The organism is Candidatus Pantoea rara, assembly GCF_051136265.1.
GTDB classification, from domain to species: domain Bacteria; phylum Pseudomonadota; class Gammaproteobacteria; order Enterobacterales; family Enterobacteriaceae; genus Pantoea; species Pantoea rara.
This window is the reverse complement of the sequence record NZ_CP194942.1, coordinates 3,286,977-3,312,013: the sequence shown is the minus strand read 5'-3', so window position 1 is coordinate 3,312,013 and position 25,037 is coordinate 3,286,977. Positions and strand designations below refer to the sequence as shown.

The window sequence follows — 25,037 nt, the reverse complement described above, 5'->3', positions numbered from 1 at the left end:
ATGTCACAGGCGGCGATGAGAGTTCGAAACCGTGAACCGCAGGAGCGTATTCGCACCGGGCGCAGTAACGGTGCCCGATTGTTCGGCATTTTTTTCCTGCTGATCGTTATCGGGATTATGGTTGCTGGCGGACTGGTGGTGCTGAAATGGATGAACGATGCATCCCGGCTGCCACTGTCAAAGCTGGTGGTGACAGGACAGACGCACTACACCACCCATGACGATATTCGTCAGGCGATTTTGTCGCTGGGTCCGCCGGGGACATTTATGTCTCAGAACGTGGACATTCTGCAGCAGCAGATTGAGCGGCTGCCGTGGATTAAGCAGGTCAGCGTGCGTAAGCAGTGGCCGGACGAACTGAAAATCCATCTGGTGGAATATACGCCGGTGGCGCGCTGGAACGATTTGCATATGGTGGACGCTGAAGGTAACGCCTTCAGCGTACCCGCCAGTCATGTCGGCAAAGAGACACTGCCGATGTTGTACGGGCCTGAAGGGAGTGAGAAAGAGGTCCTTGCGGGCTATCACAGCATGGATGATGTGCTGAAGGCCCGGAAGTTTACCCTGAAGGTGGCGTCGATGACGGCGCGTCGTTCATGGCAGCTGGTCACCAGCGATGATGTACGTATCGAACTGGGACGCAGCGACACCATGAAACGACTGAATCGCTTTATTGAGCTCTACCCGGTGCTGCAGCAGCAAGGTCAGAATGAGAGCAAACGTATCAGCTACGTGGATTTGCGATATGACTCTGGCGCTTCTGTTGGCTGGACGCCGGTCGTGATGGAGCCACAGGACAGTAATCAGCAACAGAACCAGGCACAGGCTAAACAACAATGATCAAGGCAACGGACAGAAAACTGGTAGTTGGACTCGAAATCGGCACTGCGAAGGTTGCCGCCCTGGTTGGGGAAATTCTGCCCGATGGTATGGTCAATATTATTGGGGTGGGCAGTTGTCCTTCCCGCGGTATGGATAAAGGTGGCGTAAACGACCTTGAGTCGGTGGTGAAATGCGTTCAGCGCGCCATCGATCAGGCTGAGTTGATGGCAGACTGCCAGATCTCCTCTGTCTACCTTGCTTTATCGGGCAAACATATCAGTTGTCAGAACGAAATCGGGATGGTTCCGATTTCCGAAGAGGAAGTGACTCAGGATGATGTAGAGAACGTCGTGCATACCGCCAAATCGGTGAGAGTACGTGACGAGCATCGCATCCTGCACGTGATTCCTCAGGAGTATGCCATCGACTATCAGGAAGGGATTAAAAATCCGGTCGGGCTTTCCGGCGTGCGTATGCAGGCGAAAGTGCACCTCATTACCTGCCACAACGATATGGCGAAGAACATCGTTAAAGCGGTTGAGCGTTGCGGACTGAAAGTGGATCAGCTGATTTTTGCCGGGCTCGCCTCCAGTTTTGCCGTGTTGACTGAAGACGAACGTGAGCTGGGCGTGTGTGTTGTCGATATTGGTGGCGGTACAATGGACATAGCCGTATATACCGGCGGCGCTTTACGGCACACTAAGGTGATTCCGTATGCAGGTAACGTTGTCACCAGCGATATCGCCTATGCGTTTGGCACACCGCCAACGGATGCTGAGGCGATCAAAGTACGCCATGGTTGCGCGCTGGGCTCGATTGTCGGCAAAGATGAGAACGTTGAGGTGCCAAGCGTGGGTGGACGTCCTCCGCGCAGCCTGCAGCGTCAGACGCTGGCTGAAGTGATCGAGCCACGTTACACCGAACTTTTGAATCTGGTCAATGACGAGATTCTGCAGTTACAGGAACAACTGCGTCAGCAGGGCGTAAAGCATCATTTAGCCGCAGGTATCGTCCTGACGGGTGGTGCAGCGCAAATCGAAGGACTGGCGGCCTGTGCGCAACGCGTATTCCATACGCAGGTGCGTATCGGACAGCCGCTGAATATTACCGGCCTGACTGACTATGCGCAGGAATCGTACTACTCCACTGCCGTGGGACTGTTGCATTACGGCAAAGAGTCGCACATGAACGGTGATGCAGAGACCGAAAAACGGGTTTCAGTAGGTAACTGGTTCAAGCGTATTAACAGTTGGTTAAAAAAAGAGTTTTAATTTTTGTGAAAGGGGATCATGCTGTTTTCTTTAGTGATCTCCAGGCGACAGGCACATAACGGAGAGAAATCATGTTTGAACCTATGGAATTAACCAACGACGCGGTGATTAAAGTCATCGGCGTCGGTGGCGGCGGCGGTAACGCCGTAGAGCACATGGTACGCGAACGTATCGAAGGTGTGGAATTCTTTGCTGTGAATACCGACGCGCAAGCGCTGCGTAAAACAGCTGTCGGCCAGACCATTCAGATCGGTAATAACATTACCAAAGGTCTGGGTGCGGGTGCGAATCCGGAAGTAGGCCGTAACTCTGCAGAAGAAGATCGCGAAGCACTGCGGGCTGCGCTGGAAGGGGCAGACATGGTCTTCATCGCAGCAGGCATGGGCGGCGGTACCGGTACCGGTGCAGCACCTGTGGTCGCTGAAGTGGCCAAGGATCTTGGTATCCTGACGGTGGCGGTTGTCACCAAGCCGTTCAACTTCGAAGGCAAAAAGCGCATGGCGTTTGCCGAGCAGGGGATCGCTGAACTCTCTAAGCATGTCGATTCACTGATCACTATTCCAAACGACAAGCTGCTGAAAGTGCTGGGCCGTGGTATCTCCCTGCTGGATGCATTTGGTGCTGCTAACGACGTGCTGAAAGGCGCCGTTCAGGGTATCGCCGAGCTGATCACCCGTCCGGGCCTGATGAACGTCGACTTTGCTGACGTGCGTACTGTGATGTCCGAAATGGGCTATGCAATGATGGGTTCAGGCGTTGCGTGCGGTGAAGATCGTGCGGAAGAAGCGGCTGAAATGGCGATCTCCAGCCCACTGCTGGAAGATATCGACCTGTCAGGCGCGCGTGGCGTGCTGGTCAACATTACTGCGGGCTTCGATCTGCGTCTGGATGAATTTGAGACCGTGGGTAACACTATCCGCGCTTTCGCTTCTGACAACGCGACTGTGGTTATCGGGACCTCGCTGGATCCGGAAATGAATGACGAACTGCGCGTTACTGTGGTAGCAACCGGTATCGGCATGGACAAGCGTCCGGAAATCACGCTGGTCACCAACAAACCAGCCAGTCAGCCAGTGATGGATCATCGCTACCAGCAGCACGGTATGTCACCGCTGCCGCAAGAGCAGAAACCTGCTGCCAAAGTCGTTAACGACCAGGCTGCGCAGTCGAACAAAGAGCCTGACTATCTTGATATTCCGGCCTTTTTACGCAAGCAGGCCGACTAGGATTAACCCTATAATTGGGATTGTCCGCTCTTTGTGCTAAAGTGTCTGTCCGCTGGTAAAGTATACTGGCGGTCGGAAAGGTGATACTGCGAGATAATGCGATGATCAAACAAAGGACATTAAAACGTATTGTTCAGGCGACTGGTGTCGGTTTACATACCGGCAAAAAAGTCACGCTGACATTACGCCCTGCGTCGGCTAATACCGGGGTCATCTATCGTCGCACCGACTTGAATCCACCGGTAGATTTTCCGGCTGATGCAAAATACGTGCGCGACACCATGCTAAGTACCTGCCTGGTGAATGATGAAGGCGTGCGTATTTCAACGGTTGAACACCTCAATGCCGCCCTGGCGGGTCTGGGTATTGACAACATTATTGTTGAAGTTGATGCGCCAGAAATCCCGATCATGGATGGTAGCGCAGCACCGTTTATCTATTTGCTGATGGATGCCGGTATCGAGCAGCTCAACAGCGCGAAGAAATTTGTGCGTGTTAAGCAGACCGTGCGTGTGGAAGAGGGTGACAAATGGGCTGAGATCAAACCGTATAACGGTTTCTCGCTTGATTTCACCATTGACTTCAAACACCCGGCTATCGATTCCAGTTCACAGCGCTATGCGATGAACTTCTCTGCTGACGCGTTTGTTCGTCAAATCAGCCGGGCGCGTACATTTGGCTTTATGCGTGAAATCGAATATCTGCAGTCTAAAGGCCTGTGCCTGGGCGGTAGTTTAGATTGTGCGATCGGCCTGGATGATTTCCGCGTACTGAATGAAGAAGGTCTGCGTTTTGAAGACGAGTTTGTCCGTCACAAAATGCTGGACGCGATTGGCGACTTGTTTATGTGTGGTCATAACATCATTGGCGCATTTACTGCGTTCAAATCAGGCCATGCACTGAACAACAAGCTGCTGCAAGCGGTTCTGGCGAAGCAGGAAGCCTGGGAATGGGCAACCTTCGAAGACGAAGCTGAACTGCCAGTGGCATTCAAAGCACCGAATCTGGTTCTGGCTTAACTACCCCAGAACGTGAAACGGCTGGTTATGCTGACACCCTCTCCGGTCAGCGGCACCAGCCGTTTTTTTATTGCCTCCAGTAACACGCCTAAAGACTGCAACCTCGCTCGCAACGCATTGTCTGTTCTGCTGAATTGCTGAACAATCACACACCTTTTCTCACGCCGCCACTTTAATCCCAGGTGTGGATGCCCCACATTAATGTTACTATCTGTGGCGCTTTTACAGGCCGAAATCCGTTGCGGCTCGCGGCGGGTACACGAAAACAAAAGCGCAACAGAGCGTGCGCGATGGAAAGGTTGTGATCGGGATTCTTCTGCGCTGGCGACAATTAGGTAGACGCTACTTCTGGCCTCATCTCCTGTTAGGGATGGTAGCGGCCAGCTTTGGCCTGCCGGCCTGTGCGCAAAGCTCTGAACTCAACGCGTCGTCTGAATCGCCAGCCAGCAGCCTCTTTCTTGGCAATGCCACACGCTTTGATCACTTAATCCGGCTTCAGGAAGCATCCCGACGCCCGAGCTTCAGCGTGGATTACTGGCATCAGCACGCCATCCGCACCGTTATTCGTCACCTCTCTTTCACGTTGTCGCCCCAGGCGCAGGCGGAGCAACAACAGTTACCGCTGGCGGCCCAAAAGCTGGCGCTGATCGACTCGCTGCATAATTTACTGACATCACATTCTGCGCAACATACCTCTTCGCAGCAGATGACAACACCGCCTCTCTTCATGGTCGTTACCCGCTCATGGGTAGAATGGCATGCCCGCGTGCATGGCATTCGCGCCGGACCCACCCGATTGTTCTGCTAATAGTATTGGTTCTACTCACTCTTTTTAGATTTCGCAGCCCGGAATGCCCCGGCTGAATTGAGAATATATTTATTATGTTTAGCAAAATATTAACCAAGGTTTTTGGTAGCAGTAACGATCGTACGCTGCGTCGTATGCGCAAAGTGGTGGACGTCATCAATAAGATGGAGCCCGATTTTGAGAAGCTCACTGACGATGAACTGAAAGCTAAAACCGACCTGTTCCGCGAGCGCCTGAAAAAAGGTGAAACGCTGGAAAGTCTGATCCCGGAAGCGTTCGCGACCGTGCGTGAGGCGAGTAAACGTGTGTTCGGAATGCGTCACTTCGACGTGCAGCTGATCGGTGGCATGGTGCTGAACGACCGTTGCATTGCTGAGATGCGTACCGGTGAAGGTAAAACACTGACCGCAACGCTGCCAGCCTACCTGAATGCGCTGTCCGGCAAAGGCGTTCACGTGGTTACCGTCAACGACTATCTGGCACAGCGTGATGCGGAAAATAACCGTCCACTGTTTGAGTTCCTGGGTTTAAGCATTGGTATCAACATGTCGGGCCTGCCGGCTGTGGCGAAGCGTGAAGCCTACGCAGCAGACATCACCTACGGTACCAACAACGAATATGGCTTCGACTACCTGCGCGATAACATGGCTTTCAGCCCGGAAGAGCGCGTACAGCGTAAACTTCATTATGCGCTGGTGGATGAGGTCGACTCCATCCTGATCGATGAAGCGCGTACGCCTTTAATCATCTCCGGTCCGGCAGAAGACAGTTCTGATCTCTACACCAAAGTTAACAAGATCATTCCTCATCTGGTTCGCCAGGATAAAGAAGATACTGAAACCCATCAGGGCGAAGGTGACTTCTGGATCGATGAGAAAGCGCGTCAGGCGCACATGTCTGAGCGCGGTCTGGTAAAAGTGGAAGAGCTCCTGGTCAGCCAGGGCATTATGGAAGCGGGCGAGTCACTCTACTCACCGACCAACATCATGCTGATGCACCACGTCACTGCAGCACTGCGTGCGCACGCACTCTTTACCCGCGATGTTGATTACATCGTTAAAGATGGCGAAGTTGTGATCGTTGATGAACACACCGGCCGTACCATGCAGGGGCGTCGCTGGTCAGATGGCCTGCATCAGGCGATTGAAGCCAAAGAAGGCGTAGAGATTCAGAATGAGAACCAGACGCTGGCCTCTATCACCTTCCAGAACTACTTCCGTATTTACGAGAAGCTGGCCGGTATGACCGGTACTGCGGATACCGAAGCGTTCGAATTCAGCTCCATTTACAAGCTCGATACCATTGTCGTGCCGACTAACCGTCCAATGGTGCGTAAAGATCTGGCTGACCTGGTCTACATGACTGAGAAAGAGAAGATCGATGCGATTATCGAAGATATCCGCGAGCGCACAGCCAATGGCCAGCCGGTGCTGGTGGGGACCATCTCGATTGAAAAATCAGAAGTGGTTTCTAACGAACTGACCCGAGCCGGTATTAAACATAACGTCCTGAACGCCAAATTCCATGCCCGCGAAGCGGATATCGTTGCGCAGGCTGGTCAGCCAGGCGCGGTCACTATCGCGACCAACATGGCAGGACGTGGTACGGACATTATGCTGGGTGGTAGCTGGCATGCTGAAGTGGAAGAGCTGGAGGAGCCGACTGAAGCGCAAATCCAGGAGATTAAAGCGGCCTGGCAGATTCGTCATGATGCGGTTCTGGCGTCAGGGGGTTTGCACATCGTGGGTACTGAGCGTCACGAATCCCGTCGAATCGATAACCAGCTGCGTGGTCGTGCAGGCCGTCAGGGTGATGCCGGTTCTTCACGCTTCTACCTGTCGATGGAAGATGCGCTGATGCGTATTTTCGCCTCAGACCGCGTGTCGAATATGATGCGCAAACTGGGCATGAAGCCAGGTGAAGCGATTGAGCATCCGTGGGTGACGAAAGCGATTGCCAACGCTCAGCGTAAAGTTGAAAGCCGTAACTTCGATATTCGTAAGCAACTGCTGGAGTATGATGATGTGGCTAATGACCAGCGTCGCGCCATCTACAGTCAGCGTAATGAGCTGCTGGATGTGTCTGACGTTAGCGAAACCATCAACAGCATTCGCCACGATGTCTACAAAGCCACCATCGATACCTACATTCCGCCACAGTCGCTGGAAGAAATGTGGGACGTGCCAGGCCTGGAAGAGCGTCTGCGTACTGACTTCGATCTGAACCTGCCGATAGCAGAGTGGCTGGATAAAGAGCCTGACCTGCATGAAGAAGTGCTGCGAGAGCGCATCATGACTCATGCCATGGAAAGCTATGCAGAGAAAGAAGAGATCGTTGGCGCGGAAATGATGCGCAACTTCGAAAAAGGCGTGATGTTGCAGACGCTGGATTCGTTGTGGAAAGAGCATCTGGCAGCGATGGACTATCTGCGTCAGGGCATCCATCTGCGCGGCTATGCGCAGAAAGATCCGAAGCAGGAGTACAAGCGTGAATCCTTCGCCATGTTCGCTGCGATGCTTGAATCACTGAAATATGAAGTGATCAGTACGCTGAGCAAGGTGCAGGTGCGTATGCCTGAAGAAGTTGAAGCGATGGAGCAACAGCGTCGTGAAGAAGCTGAACGTCTGGCACAGCAACAGCAACTAAGCCATGTAGAAGAAGATCTGCTGGCAGAAGAGCCTGTGTCGGAGCAGAGTGGCGAACGCAAAGTGGGCCGCAACGATCCCTGCCCATGTGGTTCCGGTAAAAAGTTTAAGCAGTGTCATGGCCGCATCGCCTGAGACTGAATGCAGATAAAAAAGGAGCCGCAGGCTCCTTTTTTTATGGTTCTGGCCAGCGCAGTGTGTGCACCAGCGCTGAGCTAAAGCGGTTAACTTCCGCGACCGCATGCTCTAAAATCAGCCTTCATTCACTTATTACTACCGGATAGTTTCCATGAAGCACCTGCAGGTTGCAGTTGGCATCATTCGCAATGCCAATAAACAAATTTTCCTTGCCCAGCGCGCGGCGACCTCTTACATGGCGAATAAGTGGGAGTTTCCTGGCGGTAAGATCGAAGCGGGCGAAAGCGCCGAACAGGGACTGATAAGGGAGCTACACGAAGAGACCGGCATTGACGTCACCGAGGCTCGCCCGATTGGTCATGCAGACCACAGTTATGACGATCTGCGCGTGACGCTGCACTTCTTTCTGGTTGAAGGGTGGAAAGGAGAACCCTGGGGCAAAGAGGGTCAGCCGCAGCGCTGGGTTGATCAGCATTCGCTGGTGGCAGAAGAGTTTCCGCCCGCAAATCATCAGCTGATTGCGCGTCTGATCGCTGGCGAACTCTGAGCGGATGGGGCAGCGTGCCCCATCCTGCTATCAACGATCTTCTTCACTCCAGTTGTCACTGTCATTCATATCGTCGCTGCTGGGAATACGTTTCTCTTCTGCAGCCCACTCACCTAAATCGATAAGCTGACAGCGCTTGCTGCAAAAGGGGCGCCACGGGCTGAGCTCATCCCAGATCACATCTTTGCCGCACTGGGGACAGGAAACGGTCATCACTTCTTGCTGCATGTTTACCTCTAACAACAGGCCAGTTGGAAGTTAAGGCGGGCCGGAACTTCACCGCGCTCACTATCAAGTGGCATAAAACGAATGGCGTAGCGGCTTTTATGTCCGGACACCTGTGGATAGAGCGCATCGTCCAGCGACAGCTGTAGTCGCAGCAGATCGGCACCCTCGGCATTATCCTGATAAAAACCATTGAGACTGGTCTGCATGTGGAACGCGCCGGACTGGCGGATCAAATCCAGTATCATCGCCAGCGCATGATGCATTGGCTCCAGCGTATACATCCAGGCCTCGACCTGCGCATCACGTGTTTCCTGCGGCAGGTGAAGCCAGATGTGCAGGCCCGGTAAATCAAAGCTGCAGCAGCCGCCAGGGATGCTCAGCCGCTGGCGCACCAAAGCAATCAGACGATCCTCGCGGAGTTGCTGGCCCATACGCGGCGCATTCATTAACTGCGTTGACTGAATTTTGAGTTTATCACGCAGGGCATCCACCAGCGTCATGTCGACACCGGGCACATCAGCCCAGGCGCGTAACTTTTGCTGCTGACGCTCCAGCTCTTTTAACAGTTCTGTCCGCATATCGCCGCGCTCGAAAATATCGAGCAACTCGCCAATCAGGCGAAAAAAGGTCAGCGCATTAACGGTTTTATCCAGTGGAGTCGTTTCATCTAACTGATTAATCAAAAACTCAACCCGTAACCAGGTTCGCATTTTTTCATTCAGTGGGTGTTCAAACAGAACGGGTGTGCTCATGGTATTAATCCTGTTTCGTTGCCGCCAGCCTGAGATAGCGCTGATGGAGTTCGGCAACCTGTGGCAAGGCGTCGTCGGGCTCACCACTGTTATCAATAATATCATCGGCACAGGCGAGGCGCTGCTGGCGCGTAGCCTGTGCGGCAAGAATACGTTTCGCCTGATCGGTGGAAAGATGGTCACGCTGCTGAGTCCGCGCTAACTGCGTTGCCTCATCGACATCCACCACCAGTACCCGATCAGCCTGGTGCTGTAACTGATTTTCCACCAGTAATGGCACCACCCAGAGCACATAAGGTGAGGTGGCCTGGGCGATCAGTTGTCGTGTCCGGGCGTTTATCAGCGGATGGAGCAGCGCGTTTAGCCAGCTTTTCTCTTCCGGCTGCTGGAAAATAATGTCGCGAAGTCGGGCACGATCAAGTATCCCCTGTTTTGTCACTATAGACGCACCATAGCGCGCCTGAATGGCTTGCAAAGCGGGCGTGCCTGGTTCAACAACTTCACGGGCGATCAGGTCAGCATCAATAATTTCCACGCCAGATGCAGCGAATGCCTGGGCAATCGTACTCTTTCCACTGCCGATTCCCCCTGTAAGCGCGACGATATAGGGCATGTTTCTCACCTGACTTCTTTTTTGGCATGAGTTCAGGGTAATGATCTGGTTAAAAAACGCAAAAATGCGCGTCAGATCACACCGATAAAGCACAACTAAATTTAAAGGATTGTAGCGTAAATAAAGTGAAATTCGCAGTCTTGTCGTGCAGCGAGAGGCGCGTATCATAACGCCACTGGAGCTGTGCTTACTTCGTGAACGACGATTCGTTGCCACTTACCAGGACACTGTTTATGCGTATTGAAGAAGATCTGAAACTGGGCTTTAAAGATGTATTAATCCGCCCCAAACGCTCCACGCTGCAAAGTCGCTCACAGGTTGAGCTGGAACGCAGCTTTACCTTCAGACACTCGGGCCTGAGCTGGAGCGGCGTACCCATCATCGCCGCCAACATGGATACCGTCGGCACATTTTCGATGGCCGAGGCGCTCGCCAGCTTCAATATCCTCACGGCCGTCCACAAGCATTACAGCGTAGATGACTGGCGCGCGTTTATTCAGCGGATACCTGCATCGGTACTGAAACATGTGATGGTTTCAACCGGCACCTCAGAGGCCGATCTTAATAAACTGGTCGCGATTATGGCCCTGTCAGACGATTTGCAGTTTATCTGTATCGACGTTGCCAACGGTTATTCACAGCATTTCGTCGATTTTCTGCAGCGCGCGCGTGAAACCTTCCCGGCTAAAACCATCTGTGCCGGTAACGTGGTCACCGGCGAAATGGTGGAAGAACTGATCCTCTCCGGTGCGGATATCGTCAAAGTCGGCATTGGTCCGGGATCGGTCTGCACAACCCGTGTAAAAACCGGCGTAGGTTATCCGCAACTTTCTGCCGTCATTGAGTGTGCCGATGCTGCGCATGGCTTAAGCGGACAGATTGTCAGCGATGGTGGCTGTTCTGTGCCGGGCGATATCGCCAAAGCCTTTGGCGGCGGCGCAGACTTTGTGATGCTCGGTGGCATGCTGGCGGCGCATGATGAGTGTGAAGGGCAGGTCGTTGAAGAGAATGGCGAAAGTTTTATGCTCTTTTACGGCATGAGTTCCGAATCAGCGATGAAGCGTCACGTCGGTGGTGTTGCCCAATATCGTGCCGCAGAAGGTAAAACGGTGAAACTGCCATTGCGGGGTCCGGTTGCTGACACCGCGCGCGATATTCTGGGTGGGCTGCGATCTGCCTGTACTTACGTAGGGGCAGAGCGACTGAAAGAGCTGACCAAGCGCACGACCTTTATCCGGGTTAACGAGCAGGAGAACCGTGTTTTCAACCGATAGTCATGTGGGGCGCTGCGTGCGCCCTTTAATGCATCGCATCACCAAGCCCGAACACGGGTAAATACATCGCAATCACCAGCGTGCCGACAATGCCGCCAATCACCACCATCATCATCGGTTCCAGTGAAGCTGCCAGTGCGTCAGCGCGCTCTCGCGTTTCTGCCTCGTGCCATTCCGCCAGTCTTGCCAGCATTAAATCCAGAGCGCCCGCCTCTTCCCCGACCCGAATCAACTGCCCACATAAGGGTGTGAACAACGGATGATGCATCAGTGCCTGATGCAGAGGACTTCCCTGCGCAATGTGCTGCTGTAGCCCTGCCATCGCTTCCCGCCACAGCAATGAGGAGAGCGTCACTTCAACGGCTGCCAGCCCCTGTAACAGGGTTAATCCGGCGCGCTGCGTGAGATTCAGAATGGTATAGATCTGCGTCAGTTGAGTGCCGCGCCACAACCCGGAAAGCAGTGGGATGCGCAGAAAAAGTGCCTGCTCACGACGTTGCCAGTCCGCAGAACGTCGCCGCAGCTGATGCCAGCCAACCAGCATAAGTGAAACCCCAAAGGCTAACACGCCTCCCCATTCCTGAAGCGCCGCTGATAACTGCATTACCGCTGCTGTAAAAGCGGGCAGGGGCGCGTCAAAGGAGTCATAAACCGCAACGAACTCCGGCAGCACGAACAGTAGCATGCCGCAGGTGACTGCCATCGCCACCAGCAGAATGAACAAGGGATAGCGCAGTGCCTTTGCCACCTGATGCCATAACTGCTGTTGGCGAATCTGCTGCTGGGCAAGCTCGCTGCAACAGACGTCCAGCTGACCGGTCAGTTCACCTACCTCCATCAGGGCCGGATAGAGCGCCGGAAAGATCTGCGGCCATTCACGCAATGCCTGGGAAAAAGATGCACCGCTGAGTACCCGATGATGCAGAGCAAGCATCAGGGCGCGCCAGCCCGCATGCGGATGGCCCTCCGCCAGCAAAGCCAGGCTCTCTGCCAGCGGCAGGCCCGCTTTGAGCAGGGTAGCCAGCTGGCGAATCAGATCGGTTTTGTGCTGCCACTTCCAGTCACCCTGACGCCAGACTTTCTCCTGTTTCCAGCTCACTGGCAGGAGATCGCGCTGCGCCAGCATCAGCAGCAGGTTGTCACTGTCGACAGCCAGTAGCTGACCACTGCATAACTGACCCTGACTATTGACCGCCTGCCAGATGAATAAAGCCGCATTAGCCATCGTCCAGCCCAATCACCCGTTGCATCTCTTCCAGCGAAGTATCGCCCCGGCTTACCGCCTCAAGGCCGGAAACCAGCAGGGTGCGCAATCCCTGCTGTTTCGCCAGAGTGAGCAGATTCTCCAGCGGCATTTCGGCCGCAATCGCATTTTGCAGCCTGGCATTGATCGGCAGCAGTTCAAACAGCGCCAGCCGGCCAAAATAGCCGGAAAAGCAGTGGTCACAGCCGGGCGCTCGCCAGGTTTGCAAGGTGCCCGGCCAGAGTTCTGCAGGATAGTGCGCCACCGCCTGGGCGGGCTGACGGCAATGGGTGCAGAGGCGTCTAACCAGGCGCTGAGCAACGATCAGTTTCAGGGCCGGTCCCAGGAGATAACCCGGAATCCCCATCTGCCGCAGCCGGGTCAGCGTTTCGGCGGTGGAATTGGTGTGCAGCGTCGACAGCACCAGGTGCCCTGTCTGCGCCGCTTTCACCGCAATCTCCGCCGTTTCGGCATCACGGATCTCGCCCACCATGATTACATCCGGATCCTGTCTCAGCAGCGCCCGCAGAACGCGGTTAAAATCGAGGCCGTTTTTGCTATGGATCTGCGTCTGGTTAATGCCGGGCAGCGGGATCTCAATCGGATCTTCAACGCTGCACAGATTTTTTTCCGGCTTATTCAGGGCGCTGAGTCCGCTGTAGAGCGTAAACGTCTTACCGCTGCCGGTGGGGCCGGTCACCAGGATCAGACCCTGCGGCTGGGACAGCGCGGCGCAGAACAGGCGTAACTGTGCCGCGGGTAAGCCGAGCTTATCCAGTGACAGGGCGGCCCTTTCGCTTTGCAGCAGCCGGACTACCGCTTTTTCACCGCCGTAGACGGGTAAAGTCGCCAGGCGAAACGAGGCGGATTTACCGGTGATTTCCATGCTGAACTGGCCATCCTGTGGTAACCGGCGTTCGGCGATATCCAGCCCGCCGAGGATCTTCAGTCTTGCCAGCAGCGCCGCAGGCTGAGTGGCAGGCAGTGAAGAGAGCGGGTGCAGTACGCCGTCGATGCGCAGTCGCACGCGCAGGCCATCGCGGCAGGGTTCGATATGCACATCGGAGGCGCGCCTCTCCATTGCCTGACGCAGGATCAACTGTGTAGCCTCAATCGCTGACTCTGCGGGTGCCTCTTCACGCGCCACCCGTGGTGTGTCAGTGTGCTGAAGCTGGTCGAGCCGGGCCTGTGGCCAGCATTCGATCTCAATCTGACACTGGCTGGCAAAATGGAGCGCTTCAGCCAGCCCCGGTGGTACGCTCTCCGCGACGGCAACACGCAGCTGGCTGACGTCGTGGTGCAGAACCAGAGCGCGGTAGCGCTGACACAATGTCGCGATCGCCTCATCAGGCTTGCTCATCGCTGGCTCCTTTATCCGCAAAGCGGAACTGCGCCAGGCAATTGTCGCGCAGGCTATTGTTGCTGCTGTTGCAGCTGCGTTGCCAGCTGATACCGCCATCGACGCTGTTCCAGATCGGCAGCATTTCAACGCTCAGGCCATTGAGGCTCTCCTGACCTGTCAGCGTAATCACCCCACTGGCCACACTCAGTGCCGAGACATAGCGCGATCCTCGGGCTGCCGGAATCCCGGCCTCTCCGGCCTGACACTGGGTCGGGCCGCCACGCTCCATGGCGCAAAGCTCTACCGCCGTTTTATAGGGCACCATCGTTTGCAGCATGTCGGTGAGCGCCGCGCGCTGCAGATAATTTTGATAAGCGGGCAGGCCTATAGCACTTAATATCGCCACAATACCGACCACAATCATCAGTTCAACCAGCGTAAATCCACGTTGATAATTCATCACATCGCCTCCTGATTTAAGAAGGCGACAGGTTAAAAACCGGGGGCAATGAAAGACAGCCAGAGATCAGCAGACTGGAAGGCGGGATATGGAGAAATTTCAGCATTGCAGCGCAGTCGAAACTGCGCCGGAAGCGGGATCGCAAAATCGCCGTGTCAGGCTACGGCGAGGCAGGCTACATTTGTCTGAAACGCATCGAGAGGTCCAGCGCCCGCACATGCTTGGTCAGCGCGCCAACCGATACGTAGTCCACGCCGGTCAGGGCGATCTGCGGCAGGGTGGTTTCGGTCACGTTGCCGGAAACCTCCAGCAGCGTCCTTCCCTGATTGAGTTCGACAGCTTCACGCATCGCTTCCAGGCTGAAGTTATCCAGCATCACGATGTCGGCTTCGGCCTCCAGCGCCTGACGTAACTCCTCCAGGGATTCCACCTCAACTTCAACCGGCACATCGGGCTGCAGCCATTGGGCTCTTTCCACCGCCTGAGCAATCGATCCGCTGGCAATAATATGGTTCTCTTTGATCAGATAAGCGTCAGAGAGGCCCAGCCGATGATTGTTACCGCCGCCGCACAGCACGGCATATTTCAGCGCAGTCCGGAGTCCGGGCAGGGTTTTACGTGTGTCCAGAAGTTGTGTCTGGCTTCCCGCCAGCAGCGCGACATAGCGGCTGACTTCGGTGGCAACCCCCGAGAGCGTCTGCACAAAATTAAGCGCCGTACGTTCGGCGGTCAGCAGCAGGCGAGCAGGACCACTGATTTCAAACAGCAGCTGGTCAGCTTTAATCTGATCGCCATCTTCGACATGCCAGTTCAGAGTGACGTGTGAGCCGAGCTGAATAAACACCTCTTCCACCCAGCGTTTACCACAGAAAACACCGGCTTCACGGGTGATGACCTGCGCATGGGCCAGGATATCGGCGGGCAACAACTGCGCGGTAATATCGCGGTCAGCGTCAATCTCACCACCAAGATCCTCTTTTAACGCCAGTGCAACGGCATCCGGGATGTCACTTTCAATGCGTTTAATCAGTGCCTGATGGCGGCTGTCGGGATCATAACCACGAGATGACATAGGTATTTTACTCCAGAAACGGGAATGGCAGAGGCGGTCACAATAGCCTGAACCGCCATCAGGTTCCAGCAACGAATAGCATTTTGTTTAGTATCCTTAACATGCAGTGATTTAATCTCATCAGACCGACACACTAAGAGGCAAGAATCCTTTATTATTCATGCTATTCTCAGCCTGGTGAAACAAGGAAACCGGTATGAAAATCAAACAGGGCTGGCTGACCGGTGTGCGTCATGTGCCGTCAACGCATTGTAATGAGCGGCCTGATAATGAGGCACCTTCACTGCTGGTGATTCACAATATCAGCCTGCCACCCGGTGAATTTGGCGGGCCATGGATCGACAAACTGTTCACCGGTACCCTACCGCCGGATGCCCATCCCTATTTTGCGGATATCGCCGCGCTGAAAGTGGCGGCACACTGCCTGATCCGCCGTGATGGGGAGATTGTGCAGTATGTCCCCTTTGACAAACGCGCCTGGCATGCGGGCGTTTCGCAGTTTGAAGGACGTGAAAACTGCAACGATTTTTCCATCGGTATTGAGCTGGAAGGAACTGACAGCGAGCCATATAGCGAGGCGCAATATCGGGCCCTGCAGCAGGTAACCCAATTGCTGCTGCAACACTATCCGGTAACGCCTTCACGTATCACGGGGCACAGCGACATCGCGCCGGTACGTAAAACCGATCCCGGACCTGCTTTTGACTGGGACTACTACAAACAGCTGTTAACGCAGCAAAAATCCTGATTTTTGCGGAGTCAGTATGACGTTGTTTACCTTGTTGTTGGTTTTAGGCTGGGAGCGCCTGTTCAAACTGGGCGAGCACTGGCAGCTCGAACACCGGCTGGAGCCGATCTTTCGCCATCGTCGACATTTCTCCATGATGCGCACCCTCCTGATGACCGTGCTGGCGATGGCGCTGACTGCGCTGGTGGTCTGGAGTCTGAAAGGGCTGCTCTTTGGCGTGCTGCAACTCCTGTTCTGGATCGTTGCCGGACTGCTCTGCATTGGTGCCGGTTCAGTGCGCAGGCACTACCATAGCTACCTGAAAGCAGCCAGTCATGACGACGACGCTGCGCATCAGGCGATGGCGGCTGAGCTGACGCTGATTCATGGCGTGCCGGTGGAATGTAGCGAGCGCGAGTTCCTGCGCGAACTGCAGAATGCGCTCATCTGGATAAACTTCCGCTTCTATCTCGCCCCGATGTTCTGGCTGGTGGTGGGGGGGCCGTGGGGACCGGTGCTGCTGGTGGGTTACGCGTTTCTGCGTGCCTGGCAAGGCTGGCTGGCAAAGCACGGCACCCCGATGGCGCGTGCGCAATCGGGCGTAGATGCGATTCTGCACCTTCTCGACTGGATCCCGGTGCGGCTGGCGGGTGTGGCTTACGCGCTGCTGGGCCACGGCGAAAAGGCGCTGCCCGCGTGGTTTGCTTCGCTGACCGATCGTCACCGTTCTCAGTATCAGGTGCTGACGACGCTGGCACAGTTCTCCCTGTCGCGCGATCCGCACACTGATAAAGTAGAAACGCCACGGGTTGCCGTGGCGTTAGCGAAAAAGACCTCACTGGTACTGGTGGTTGCCGTCGCGTTGCTGACGATTTACGGCACGCTGGTGTAATCGGCAGGTGGCACGCCGAAATCGGGCGTGCCATCTTCCCGCCAGCTGAAATATTTCAGTCGGGTATGGCGGTTCGGATCCCACAACGGATCCCCTTCAATTTCAGTGTAGTTACGTGCGTGGTAAACCAGCACGTCGCGTCCCGCCTCATCCTGAGTAAAGCTGTTGTGTCCCGGCCCATACTGATGGTTATCCCAGCTGGACACAAACACCGGCCGGGCAGATTTCTGCCAGGCTGCAACATCAAGCGGGTTAGCGTCAGCAGCAATCGACAATATCCCCAGACAATAATTTTCATCCGTGGCGCTGGCGGAGTAGGTCACAAACAGCCGATCGCCATGACGGATGACCGCCGGACCTTCATTAACGCTAAATCCTGCACACTCCCACTCATATTCTGGCCGGCTCAGCATTACCGGCGTGCCTTTCAGCGTCCAGGGATTCAGCAACTCGGCCAGGTAGAGATTAGAGTTGCCGGGAATCACTGGATCTTTTTGCGCCCAGAGATACCAGTTTTTGCCCTGATGCACAAAGTGAGTGGCATCCAGTGAGAAGCTGTCAAACTGACTGAATACACGGCGGCATGGCTGCCATTCGCCCTGCAACGGATCTGCCGCCTCACACACCAGCGCATACATCCGATGCTGAAACAGTCCTTCTTTGATCTCCCGCGTCGGCGCTGCGGCGAAATAGATAACCCACTGGCCGTCAATGTAGTGCAACTCGGGTGCCCAGATTAACTCGCTGCAGGGGCCGCTATCAGGCTTGTGCCAGACTACCACCGGCTCGGCGCTGCGCAGGCCAGCCAGCGTTGTGGCGCGTCGGATCTCCAGCCGATCATACTCCGGTACGGATGCAACAAAGTAGTAGTGCTGTTCATGGCGCAGAATAAAAGGGTCGGCGCGCTGCTCAATAAAAGGATTTGGCAAAATTGCGGTCATTTTAGGTCTCCTGTTGGCGTGGCAGCACCGTCGCGCAGGCGAACAGTCTGTAAGTCCCTGAAGTTTTCGCGGCGCAACGCGAGATCCTGCTGGATGGTAATCATCATTTTGCGGTCGACCTTCATCAGTCGCACCACACCGGCGGTAATCAGATAGCCGACGCCCGGAATAATGGTGAAGAGCAGCATGATGCCGTTAATCGCCTCCGGGGATTGCTGTTTAGCGCCCGCATTGTAGCCATAGATCGACAGCAGAAAGCCGACCATCGCACCGGCTACTGCCAGTCCCACCTTCAGGAAGAACAGGTTGCCGGAAAAGCTGATACCCGTGATGCGCTTGCCGGTTTTCCATTCCCCGTAGTCATCCACATCCGCCATCAGAGACCAGTGCAGCGGAGAGGGAATCTGATGCAGGATATTCAGCACAAAGTAGGCGACCACTACCATCACGGTAGCGTGAGGATCGATCCAGTAGAAGCCGCTGGAGAAGAGCGCCAGCGCGATATTCGTCCAGAAGAAGACTTTGAGTTTGCACCAGCGATCGGTGAGCAGTTTCGCCAGTGTGCTGCCGACCATCATGCCAATCACACCCAGGCTGATAAACAGCGTGGCGAAGTGAGTGGATTGTCCCATGACCCAGGTGACGTAATACATGGTGGCCGCCATGCGGATGAAGCCGGGGCAGACGTTGCAGAAGGTCAGTAGCAGAATGCGTACCCACTGGTCATTCTTCCAGACGTCACGCAGATCTTTTTTCAGGTCATCATTGCTGGGCACGGCAGGGCGGATACGTTCACGTACCGTGGCAAAGCAGAACAGAAACATCGCCAGGCCAATGGTTGCCAGCACAGCCATCGCCATCTGGTAGCCACGCGCTTTGTCTTCGCCACCAAACCACTCGGCCATCGGCAGCAGTGACAAAGAGAGTATCAGCGTGGCGATGCCGACCATAACGAAGCGGTATGACTGGCAGGAGACGCGCTCGCCGGGATCGTTGGTTATTACACCGCCCAGTGAACAGTAAGGAATGTTAATCGCGGTGTAGGTCAGCGACATCAGGAAGTAGGTGACGAACGCCCAAATCACCTTGTTGTGGTAGGTCCAGTCTGGCGTAGTGAACATCAGAACGCTGAACACGACATACGGAACGGAAACCCACAGCAGCCAGGGACGAAAACGGCCCCAGCGACTCTGGGTGCGATCGGCGATAGCGCCCATAATCGGATCGGTGACCGCATCCACCACCCTGACCGAGAGCAGCAGGGTGCCCACCAGTGCCGGGGCCAGACCGAATACATCGGTATAGAAGTAGTTCAGGAACAGCATGATGGCACCGCCAATCATGTTGCATCCGGCATCACCCATGCCATATCCCAGTTTTTCCCGAAACGGGAGGGCTGTACCTTTCATGGTTTTCTCCTGCGCATCCAGTGTGAACAGGAATTATTGCGAGCAAATCAGCGAGATGAACGGGAGTAATTCGTTATGAAGATGGACAAAACAGGTGCGCGGAGAGAAGTGTGAACTGGATCGGGGCTGATAAGGCGTGCAGGTTGGTGCAGGAACGTGCTGCAACCCCTTTGGAGGGTCGCAGCACGCAGTCAGGCATCAGGCTTTCTGTGTCTGGTTCTTGATAAAGTAACCCACACCCAGAATCACCAGCCAGACCGGAATCAGCCAGACAGAGATCGCCATGCCCGGCGTGGTCGCCATCAGTACCAGAATCCCTGCCAGGAAGAGCAGGCAAATCCAGTTACCCGCCGGATAGAGCAGCGCTTTAAAGCGGGTGGTGACGCCCTGCTGATCTTTCTTACGACGGAACTTAAGATGCGCCAGGCTGATCATTGCCCAGTTGATGACCAGCGCTGAGACCACCAGCGACATCAGCAGGCCAAACGCTTCGCCTGGCATCAGGTAGTTGATCAGGACGCACAGCGCAGTGGCGACAGCAGAGACCAGAATCGTTAACACCGGTACACCGCGACGGTCGACTTTCAGCAGTGCTTTCGGCGCATTGCCCTGCTGTGCCAGACCAAACAGCATGCGGCTGTTACAGTAAACGCAGCTGTTATAGACCGACAGGGCAGCCGTCAGTATCACCACGTTGAGCGCATTCGCCACCATGGCATCGCCCAGTTCGTGGAAGATAAATACAAACGGACTGACTTCTGAGGTGACGCGGGTCCAGGGCATCAGTGACAGCAGCACTGCCAGCGAACCAATGTAGAAAATCAGGATTCGCCACAGCACCTGATTGGTCGCTTTGGGAATGCTTACTTCCGGATTATCTGCTTCAGCTGCGGTGATACCCACCAGCTCCAGCCCCCCAAAGGAGAACATGATAATCGCCATGACGGTGACCAGACCGCCGATGCCATGCGGGAAGAAGCCGCCCTGTTCCCACAGGTTGCGCACCGTCGCCTGCGGACCGGCATGACCGCTGAACAGCAGCCAGCCGCCGAACAGGATCATGCCAATGACCGCAACCACTTTAATGATGGCGAACCAGAATTCCATCTCACCGAACACTTTTACGTTGGTCAGGTTGATGGCATTGATCATCACGAAGAAGATGGCGGCCGACGCCCAGGTCGGGAAGTCAGGCCACCAGAACTGGACATATTTGCCGACGGCGGTGAGTTCCGCCATGGCAACCAGCACATAGAGCACCCAGTAGTTCCAGCCCGAGGCGAAGCCTGCAAAGTTGCCCCAGTATTTATAGGCAAAGTGGCTGAAGCTGCCAGCAACCGGCTCTTCCACGACCATCTCACCCAGCTGGCGCATGATTAAAAAGGCAATAAAACCGGCAATCGCATAACCCAGAATAACGGCCGGTCCGGCGGATTCAATGACCGATGCACTGCCCAGAAACAGGCCGGTTCCCACTGCACCACCCAGCGCGATGAGCTGAATATGGCGGTTCTTGAGACCACGTTTCAGCGCTTCGCCTTGCTGTTGTTCCATACAAACCTCGTGATGTTTTTATTCTTCGTCCGCAGCGGAATTCGCTGTAATGAAGGAGTTACAATAACGTATTGATTATTTTACGGTATCTGGCGTGCTGAATGCGGCCATTTGCTACCCTGGCGACAAGAATAGTGATAAGCGATTCGCTTTGCACCTGCTTTCGCCTTTCGTGCTGAGACTTGACTGAAAAAACGCCGTCCTGGTCACGTCTGCCTCCCGAAACTTCTGCCATGAAATTCGGGTAATGACGAATAGCTTTCACTTATGGTTGCCGTGCTCATCAGGCGCTAAGCAGGTGTAAGGTTTGGTAAAAGTGCATTTGTTTAACATTTGCGGTAACGCGATTTTTTCATTTTTTTAACCGCAAGTTAGCGCCAGCACAGGCTTTGGGGCAGGGGGAATGTCGCCGACACCATATAGACACAAGGTGAATACTTTGTTACTTTACCGGCACCTCTTTGCAATTGGTATTACCAATTTACTCCGGACGCCTGGCTTAATAAGAAGGGATGATGGCTTACAGTAAGATTCGCCAACCTAAGCTCTCCGATGCTATCGAGCAACAGCTCGAATCCCTGATTATGGAAGGGACGTTGCGTCCGGGAGAGAAGCTGCTGCCTGAGCGCGAACTCGCCAAACAATTCGATGTCTCACGTCCGTCTCTCCGCGAAGCGATCCAGCGCTTAGAAGCCAAAGGATTACTGCTGCGCCGACAGGGTGGCGGAACGTTCGTGCAGGAGAATCTCTGGCAAAGCTTAAGCGATCCACTCGTTGAGCTGCTCGCCGACCATCCGGAATCACAGTTTGATCTGCTGGAAACGCGTCATGCGTTAGAAGGCATTGCCGCCTATTACGCGGCACTGCGCGGCACAGAGGAAGACCTGCTGCGCATTCGCGACTGCCATCTGAATATCCAGCAGGCGCAGGACAGCGGCGATTTAGACGCCGAAGCGGACGCAGTGATGCAGTATCAGATCGCTGTCACAGAAGCGGCCCATAATGTTGTGCTTTTACATTTGCTACGCTCAATGGGCCCTATGCTGGAACAAAACGTTCGTCAGAATTTCGAATTGCTCTACTCGCGCCGGGAAATGCTGGCAAAAGTGAGCGGTCACCGCGCCAGAATCTTTGAGGCGATTGTGGCCCGTGAGCCAGAAAAAGCGCGCGAGGCTTCACACCGTCACCTGGCGTTCATAGAGGAAATCTTGCTGGACAGAAGTCGGGAGCAGAGCCGTCGAGAACGCTCCCTGCGTCGTTTACAGCAACGTAAGGAATAATGTGCGACAAAGATCGTACTGACATCAGACGAGCCTGCCTGCATCTGCTTTAACAGGCTCCCGATTATTCAACGTATTAGACACAGATAAGGAATACACCCATGTCAGAACGTTTACACAATGACGTGGATCCGATTGAAACTCGTGACTGGCTACAGGCGATCGAATCGGTCATCCGTGAAGAAGGTGTTGAACGTGCACAGTATCTGATTGATCAGGTACTGGGTGCAGCCCGCAAAGGCGGCGTAAAAGTGGCTGCAGGATCTTCTGCAATCAGCAACTACATCAACTCTATTGCCGTTGAAGATGAACCCGACTATCCGGGCAACACCTCTCTTGAACGTCGTATCCGTTCCGCAATCCGCTGGAACGCCATCATGTCGGTGCTGCGCGCATCCAAGAAAGATCTGGAACTCGGTGGCCACATGTCCTCCTTCCAGTCTTCTGCGACGATTTATGAAGTGTGCTTCAACCACTTCTTCCGCGCGCGCAGTGAGAAGGATGGCGGCGATCTGGTCTATTTCCAGGGCCACATCTCTCCAGGCATCTATGCCCGTGCGTTCCTTGAAGGTCGCCTGACCGAAGATCAGATGAACAACTTCCGCCAGGAAGTGGCTGGCAAAGGCCTCTCTTCTTATCCGCACCCGAAATTAATGCCGGAATTCTGGCAGTTCCCGACCGTATCAATGGGTCTGGGTCCGCTGTCGGCGATCTATCAGGCGAAATTCCTGAAGTATCTGGAACACCGTGGCCTGAAAGACACTTCTGCTCAGACCGTTTACGCTTTCCTGGGTGACGGCGAGATGGATGAGCCAGAATCCAAAGGTGCGATCACCATCGCCACCCGTGAAAAACTGGATAACCTGGTCTTCATCATCAACTGCAACCTGCAGCGTCTGGATGGACCGGTAACCGGTAATGGCAAGATCATCAACGAACTGGAAGGCATCTTTGCTGGTGCTGGATGGGAAGTGATCAAGGTCATCTGGGGCGGACGCTGGGATGAACTGCTGCGCAAAGATACCAGCGGCAAGCTGATTCAGCTGATGAACGAAACTGTCGATGGTGACTACCAGACCTTCAAATCCCGTGATGGTGCTTATGTGCGTGAGCACTTCTTTGGCAAATATCCGGAAACCGCTGCGCTGGTTAAAGATATGTCCGATGATGAAATCTGGGCATTGAACCGTGGCGGCCACGATCCGAAGAAAATCTACGCGGCGCTGAAAAAAGCGCAGGACACCAAAGGTAAGCCAGTATTGATCCTGGCGCATACCATCAAAGGTTATGGTATGGGCGACACCGCGGAAGGCAAAAACATTGCCCACCAGGTGAAGAAGATGAACATGGATGGCGTACGCTATATCCGTGATCGCTTCAACGTGCCGGTTGCTGATGACAAGATTGAATCACTGCCATACGTGACCTTTGAAAAAGGCTCAGAAGAGCATGCTTATCTGCACGGTCAGCGTGAGAAGTTAGGCGGCTACCTGCCAACACGTCAGCCGAAGTTCACTGAGAAGCTGGAAATGCCAGCACTCGAAGAGTTCAGTGCGCTGCTGGATGAGCAGAACAAAGAGATCTCTACCACCATCGCCTTTGTACGTGCCCTGAACGTGATGCTGAAGAACAAGTCGATCAAAGATCGCCTGGTTCCGATCCTTGCCGATGAAGCGCGTACCTTCGGTATGGAAGGTCTGTTCCGTCAGATTGGTATTTATAGCCCGAACGGTCAGCAGTACACCCCGCAGGACCGCGAGCAGGTTGCCTACTACAAAGAAGACGAGAAAGGCCAGATTCTGCAGGAAGGGATCAACGAGCTGGGCGCAGGTTCATCCTGGCTGGCTGCGGCGACCTCTTACAGTACGAACAACCTGCCGATGATTCCGTTCTACATCTATTATTCGATGTTCGGCTTCCAGCGTATCGGCGATCTGATGTGGCTGGCGGGCGACCAACAGGCGCGCGGCTTCCTGGTCGGCGGCACCTCAGGCCGCACGACCCTGAACGGCGAAGGTCTGCAGCATGAAGATGGTCACAGCCATATTCAGTCTCTGACTATCCCGAACTGTATCTCTTACGATCCTTCTTACGCCTATGAAGTGGCCGTCATCATGCATGATGGTCTGGTGCGTATGTATGGCGAAGCGCAGGAGAACGTTTACTACTACATCACCACGCTGAACGAAAACTACCATATGCCAGCAATGCCGCAGGGCGTTGAAGAGGGTATCCGTAAGGGTATCTATAAGCTGGAAACGGTAGACGGCAGCAAAGGTAAAGTGCAGCTGCTGGGCTCAGGTTCTATCCTGCGTCACGTTCGTGAAGCTGCGCAGATCCTGGCGAAAGATTACGGTATCGGCTCTGATGTCTACAGCGTGACCTCGTTCACCGAACTGGCGCGTGATGGCCAGGATTGTGAGCGCTGGAACATGCTGCATCCGACAGAAGAAGCGCGCGTACCTTACATCGCTCAGGTGATGAACGACGCACCGGCTGTTGCTTCAACCGACTACATGAAACTGTTTGCTGAGCAGGTTCGTAGCTATGTCCCAGCCAGCGATTATCGCGTACTGGGTACCGATGGCTTTGGTCGCTCTGACAGCCGTGAGAACCTGCGTCATCACTTTGAAGTTGATGCATCTTATGTGGTGGTTGCCGCGCTGGGTGAGCTGGCTAAACGCGGCGAGATCGAGAAGAAAGTGGTTGCAGACGCGATCACCAAATTCAGTATCGATGCCGATAAAGTTAACCCGCGTCTGGCTTAAGAGGTA

22 protein-coding genes are annotated in these 25,037 nt (G+C 54.7%); 12 read left to right on the top strand and 10 right to left on the bottom strand.

The window, feature by feature from the left end; translation table 11 throughout:
* From ftsQ to mutT, 7 genes are all read left to right on the top strand, one after another.
* A complete protein-coding gene (ftsQ, locus tag ACR8BF_RS15805) occupies nt 1-840 on the top strand; it encodes a cell division protein FtsQ (RefSeq protein ID WP_003854740.1) in 840 nt (279 codons plus the stop codon).
* Nucleotides 837-2,093, top strand: coding sequence for a cell division protein FtsA (gene ftsA, locus ACR8BF_RS15800; RefSeq protein WP_003854739.1), 1,257 nt, complete (start codon nt 837-839; stop codon nt 2,091-2,093). The genes ftsQ and ftsA overlap by 4 nt, the downstream gene beginning before the upstream one ends.
* Nucleotides 2,094-2,164: 71 nt before the next feature.
* A complete protein-coding gene (gene ftsZ, locus ACR8BF_RS15795; protein WP_003854738.1) occupies nt 2,165-3,319 on the top strand; it encodes a cell division protein FtsZ in 1,155 nt (384 codons plus the stop codon).
* Nucleotides 3,320-3,420: 101 nt separating this feature from the next.
* Nucleotides 3,421-4,338, top strand: coding sequence for a UDP-3-O-acyl-N-acetylglucosamine deacetylase (lpxC, locus tag ACR8BF_RS15790; protein ID WP_013356769.1), 918 nt, complete (start codon nt 3,421-3,423; stop codon nt 4,336-4,338).
* A gap of 301 nt (nt 4,339-4,639) precedes the next feature.
* Entirely contained in the window at nt 4,640-5,146 is a 507-nt protein-coding gene (gene secM / locus ACR8BF_RS15785; RefSeq protein ID WP_313697536.1) for a secA translation cis-regulator SecM, read from the top strand.
* 74 nt (nt 5,147-5,220) lie between these two features.
* Nucleotides 5,221-7,926 (top strand): preprotein translocase subunit SecA, encoded by a 2,706-nt coding sequence (secA, locus tag ACR8BF_RS15780; protein WP_292985493.1) that lies wholly within the window; start codon nt 5,221-5,223, stop codon nt 7,924-7,926.
* 154 nt (nt 7,927-8,080) lie between these two features.
* Nucleotides 8,081-8,476, top strand: coding sequence for an 8-oxo-dGTP diphosphatase MutT (gene mutT / locus ACR8BF_RS15775; protein WP_179897670.1), 396 nt, complete (start codon nt 8,081-8,083; stop codon nt 8,474-8,476).
* A gap of 30 nt (nt 8,477-8,506) precedes the next feature.
* On the opposite strand, the gene yacG is transcribed toward mutT, so the two are convergent.
* From yacG to coaE, 3 genes are read right to left on the bottom strand one after another with little or no spacing between them, the layout of a single operon-like run.
* The gene (yacG, locus tag ACR8BF_RS15770; protein WP_136196541.1) at nt 8,507-8,704 is read right to left on the bottom strand and encodes a DNA gyrase inhibitor YacG; all 198 of its coding nucleotides are present in this window, start codon (nt 8,702-8,704) and stop codon (nt 8,507-8,509) included.
* 8 nt (nt 8,705-8,712) lie between these two features.
* Nucleotides 8,713-9,456: a cell division protein ZapD gene (gene zapD / locus ACR8BF_RS15765; RefSeq protein ID WP_179897672.1), complete on the bottom strand. Its 744-nt coding sequence runs from the start codon at nt 9,454-9,456 to the stop codon at nt 8,713-8,715.
* Nucleotides 9,457-9,460: 4 nt separating this feature from the next.
* Nucleotides 9,461-10,069: a dephospho-CoA kinase gene (gene coaE / locus ACR8BF_RS15760; protein ID WP_179897674.1), complete on the bottom strand. Its 609-nt coding sequence runs from the start codon at nt 10,067-10,069 to the stop codon at nt 9,461-9,463.
* A 233-nt stretch (nt 10,070-10,302) separates the two neighbouring features.
* Between coaE and ACR8BF_RS15755 the strand changes: the two genes are divergently transcribed.
* Complete coding sequence (locus ACR8BF_RS15755; RefSeq protein WP_179897676.1) at nt 10,303-11,343, top strand: GMP reductase; 1,041 nt, start codon at nt 10,303-10,305, stop codon at nt 11,341-11,343.
* Nucleotides 11,344-11,368: 25 nt separating this feature from the next.
* Here the strand turns inward: ACR8BF_RS15755 and hofC are convergent, their stop codons facing one another.
* From hofC to nadC, 4 genes are all read right to left on the bottom strand, one after another.
* Complete coding sequence (hofC, locus tag ACR8BF_RS15750) at nt 11,369-12,568, bottom strand: protein transport protein HofC (protein WP_434745255.1); 1,200 nt, start codon at nt 12,566-12,568, stop codon at nt 11,369-11,371.
* A complete protein-coding gene (gene gspE / locus ACR8BF_RS15745; RefSeq protein ID WP_434745254.1) occupies nt 12,561-13,946 on the bottom strand; it encodes a type II secretion system protein GspE in 1,386 nt (461 codons plus the stop codon). Before gspE ends, hofC begins: the two co-directional genes overlap by 8 nt.
* The gene (gene ppdD, locus ACR8BF_RS15740; protein WP_292985500.1) at nt 13,933-14,388 is read right to left on the bottom strand and encodes a prepilin peptidase-dependent pilin; all 456 of its coding nucleotides are present in this window, start codon (nt 14,386-14,388) and stop codon (nt 13,933-13,935) included. Before ppdD ends, gspE begins: the two co-directional genes overlap by 14 nt.
* Nucleotides 14,389-14,563: 175 nt before the next feature.
* Entirely contained in the window at nt 14,564-15,460 is an 897-nt protein-coding gene (gene nadC / locus ACR8BF_RS15735) for a carboxylating nicotinate-nucleotide diphosphorylase (protein WP_434745253.1), read from the bottom strand.
* Between the two features lie 196 nt (nt 15,461-15,656).
* On the opposite strand from nadC, the gene ampD reads away from it, so the two are divergent.
* Both ampD and ampE read left to right on the top strand, forming a co-directional pair.
* The gene (gene ampD, locus ACR8BF_RS15730; protein ID WP_434745252.1) at nt 15,657-16,208 is read left to right on the top strand and encodes a 1,6-anhydro-N-acetylmuramyl-L-alanine amidase AmpD; all 552 of its coding nucleotides are present in this window, start codon (nt 15,657-15,659) and stop codon (nt 16,206-16,208) included.
* A gap of 16 nt (nt 16,209-16,224) precedes the next feature.
* The gene (ampE, locus tag ACR8BF_RS15725) at nt 16,225-17,079 is read left to right on the top strand and encodes a beta-lactamase regulator AmpE (RefSeq protein WP_179897685.1); all 855 of its coding nucleotides are present in this window, start codon (nt 16,225-16,227) and stop codon (nt 17,077-17,079) included.
* On the opposite strand, the gene ACR8BF_RS15720 is transcribed toward ampE, so the two are convergent.
* The 3 genes from ACR8BF_RS15720 to aroP form a co-directional block, all read right to left on the bottom strand.
* The gene (locus ACR8BF_RS15720; RefSeq protein ID WP_434745251.1) at nt 17,061-18,020 is read right to left on the bottom strand and encodes a glycoside hydrolase family 43 protein; all 960 of its coding nucleotides are present in this window, start codon (nt 18,018-18,020) and stop codon (nt 17,061-17,063) included. The genes ampE and ACR8BF_RS15720 overlap by 19 nt on opposite strands.
* Nucleotides 18,017-19,429, bottom strand: a complete 1,413-nt coding sequence (locus ACR8BF_RS15715) for a glycoside-pentoside-hexuronide (GPH):cation symporter (RefSeq protein WP_434745250.1) — start codon at nt 19,427-19,429, stop codon at nt 18,017-18,019. Before ACR8BF_RS15715 ends, ACR8BF_RS15720 begins: the two co-directional genes overlap by 4 nt.
* Before the next feature lie 198 nt (nt 19,430-19,627).
* Nucleotides 19,628-20,983, bottom strand: coding sequence for an aromatic amino acid transporter AroP (aroP, locus tag ACR8BF_RS15710; RefSeq protein WP_179897691.1), 1,356 nt, complete (start codon nt 20,981-20,983; stop codon nt 19,628-19,630).
* Nucleotides 20,984-21,498: 515 nt separating this feature from the next.
* Between aroP and pdhR the strand changes: the two genes are divergently transcribed.
* Nucleotides 21,499-22,263 (top strand): pyruvate dehydrogenase complex transcriptional repressor PdhR, encoded by a 765-nt coding sequence (gene pdhR, locus ACR8BF_RS15705; RefSeq protein ID WP_179897851.1) that lies wholly within the window; start codon nt 21,499-21,501, stop codon nt 22,261-22,263.
* Nucleotides 22,264-22,364: 101 nt separating this feature from the next.
* The gene (gene aceE, locus ACR8BF_RS15700; RefSeq protein WP_292985510.1) at nt 22,365-25,031 is read left to right on the top strand and encodes a pyruvate dehydrogenase (acetyl-transferring), homodimeric type; all 2,667 of its coding nucleotides are present in this window, start codon (nt 22,365-22,367) and stop codon (nt 25,029-25,031) included.
* Nucleotides 25,032-25,037: the final 6 nt, after the last annotated feature.

Coding starts and splice junctions, on each gene's coding strand:
- ampD (WP_434745252.1), top strand. CDS start 15,657: ATGAAAATCAAACAGGGCTGGCTGACCGGTGTGCGTCATGTGCCGTCA.
- ACR8BF_RS15720 (WP_434745251.1), bottom strand. CDS start 18,020: ATGACCGCAATTTTGCCAAATCCTTTTATTGAGCAGCGCGCCGACCCT.
- aroP (WP_179897691.1), bottom strand. CDS start 20,983: ATGGAACAACAGCAAGGCGAAGCGCTGAAACGTGGTCTCAAGAACCGC.
- secA (WP_292985493.1), top strand. CDS start 5,221: ATGTTTAGCAAAATATTAACCAAGGTTTTTGGTAGCAGTAACGATCGT.
- yacG (WP_136196541.1), bottom strand. CDS start 8,704: ATGCAGCAAGAAGTGATGACCGTTTCCTGTCCCCAGTGCGGCAAAGAT.
- lpxC (WP_013356769.1), top strand. CDS start 3,421: ATGATCAAACAAAGGACATTAAAACGTATTGTTCAGGCGACTGGTGTC.
- mutT (WP_179897670.1), top strand. CDS start 8,081: ATGAAGCACCTGCAGGTTGCAGTTGGCATCATTCGCAATGCCAATAAA.
- nadC (WP_434745253.1), bottom strand. CDS start 15,460: ATGTCATCTCGTGGTTATGATCCCGACAGCCGCCATCAGGCACTGATT.
- aceE (WP_292985510.1), top strand. CDS start 22,365: ATGTCAGAACGTTTACACAATGACGTGGATCCGATTGAAACTCGTGAC.
- coaE (WP_179897674.1), bottom strand. CDS start 10,069: ATGCCCTATATCGTCGCGCTTACAGGGGGAATCGGCAGTGGAAAGAGT.
- ftsA (WP_003854739.1), top strand. CDS start 837: ATGATCAAGGCAACGGACAGAAAACTGGTAGTTGGACTCGAAATCGGC.
- gspE (WP_434745254.1), bottom strand. CDS start 13,946: ATGAGCAAGCCTGATGAGGCGATCGCGACATTGTGTCAGCGCTACCGC.
- zapD (WP_179897672.1), bottom strand. CDS start 9,456: ATGAGCACACCCGTTCTGTTTGAACACCCACTGAATGAAAAAATGCGA.
- ftsQ (WP_003854740.1), top strand. CDS start 1: ATGTCACAGGCGGCGATGAGAGTTCGAAACCGTGAACCGCAGGAGCGT.
- ampE (WP_179897685.1), top strand. CDS start 16,225: ATGACGTTGTTTACCTTGTTGTTGGTTTTAGGCTGGGAGCGCCTGTTC.
- ftsZ (WP_003854738.1), top strand. CDS start 2,165: ATGTTTGAACCTATGGAATTAACCAACGACGCGGTGATTAAAGTCATC.
- pdhR (WP_179897851.1), top strand. CDS start 21,499: ATGGCTTACAGTAAGATTCGCCAACCTAAGCTCTCCGATGCTATCGAG.
- ACR8BF_RS15755 (WP_179897676.1), top strand. CDS start 10,303: ATGCGTATTGAAGAAGATCTGAAACTGGGCTTTAAAGATGTATTAATC.
- hofC (WP_434745255.1), bottom strand. CDS start 12,568: ATGGCTAATGCGGCTTTATTCATCTGGCAGGCGGTCAATAGTCAGGGT.
- ppdD (WP_292985500.1), bottom strand. CDS start 14,388: ATGAATTATCAACGTGGATTTACGCTGGTTGAACTGATGATTGTGGTC.
- ACR8BF_RS15715 (WP_434745250.1), bottom strand. CDS start 19,429: ATGAAAGGTACAGCCCTCCCGTTTCGGGAAAAACTGGGATATGGCATG.